Annotated in this window: 1 protein-coding gene; it reads left to right on the top strand. The window is 67.8% G+C overall.

Features of this window, described 5'->3' with window-relative positions:
* Nucleotides 1-53 precede the first annotated feature (53 nt).
* Nucleotides 54-1,176 (top strand): pyridoxal phosphate-dependent aminotransferase (locus AC1VAN_RS22480; RefSeq protein WP_480986817.1); only part of this gene is annotated, 1,123 nt, incomplete at its 3' end.

The raw sequence follows: 1,176 nt of genomic DNA, 5'->3' as shown, positions 1-1,176 counted from the left end.
GGTTGTCGGCCAGCGGCCGACACTACCGGGACACCCGGCGTACCATGTGGGGCATGAGTACCCTGCCCCACACGCCGGGCTACAGCCGGCGCAGCCACGAAATCGCTCCCTTCCATGTGATGTCCCTGCTGGCCCGCGCACAGGCGCTGGAACAGGCCGGTCACGATGTGATTCATCTGGAGATCGGCGAACCGGACTTCACCACCGCCGAACCGGTCGTGCGTGCCGGCCAGGCGGCGTTGGCCGCCGGCCACACCCGCTACACCGCCGCACGCGGCCTGCCCGCCCTGCGCCAGGCGATCAGCGGTTTCTATCGCAGTCATTACGGCCTGGATATCGACCCCGAACGCATCCTGGTCACGCCGGGCGGCTCCGGCGCGCTGCTGCTGGCCAGCAGCCTGCTGGTCGACCCCGGCCGCCACTGGCTGCTGGCCGATCCCGGTTATCCGTGCAACCGCCACTTCCTGCGGCTGGTGGAAGGCGGCGCGCAGCTCGTTCCGGTCGGCCCGGAAACGGCCTACCAGTTGACCCCTTCGCTGGTGCAGCAGCACTGGAACGCCGACAGCGTCGGCGCGTTGGTGGCGTCGCCGGCCAATCCCACCGGCACCGTGCTGTCAGCCGATGAACTTGCGGCCCTCTCGGCTTCACTGCATGCGCGCGGCGGCCACCTGGTGGTCGACGAGATCTATCATGGCCTGACCTACGGCCTGGATGCAGCGAGCGTGCTGCAGGTCGATGACAGCGCGTTCGTGCTGAACAGTTTCTCCAAGTACTTCGGCATGACCGGCTGGCGACTGGGCTGGCTGGTGGCGCCACCGGCGGCGGTACCCGACCTGGAGAAGCTGGCGCAGAACCTGTACATCAGCGCTTCGAGCATCGCCCAGCACGCGGCCCTTGCCTGTTTCAGCGACGAGGCGATGGCGATCTTCGAGCAGCGCCGCCAGGCCTTCCAGCAGCGCCGCGACTTCCTGCTGCCGGCGCTGCGCGAGCTTGGCTTCCGCATCGAAGTGGAGCCGCAGGGGGCGTTCTACCTGTACGCCGACGTCAGCGCGTTCACCGATGACGCGCAGGCGTTCTGCGCACACTTCCTGGAAACCGAGCATGTGGCGTTCACCCCGGGCCTGGATTTCGGCTTCCATCGATCGAACCAGCACGTACGCCTGGCCTATACCCAGG

It is taken from the genome of Stenotrophomonas sp. 05L44_2 (genome assembly GCF_056665995.1).
The sequence above is the reverse complement of the archived record's forward strand: the minus strand, read 5'-3'. Positions and strand labels throughout refer to the sequence as shown.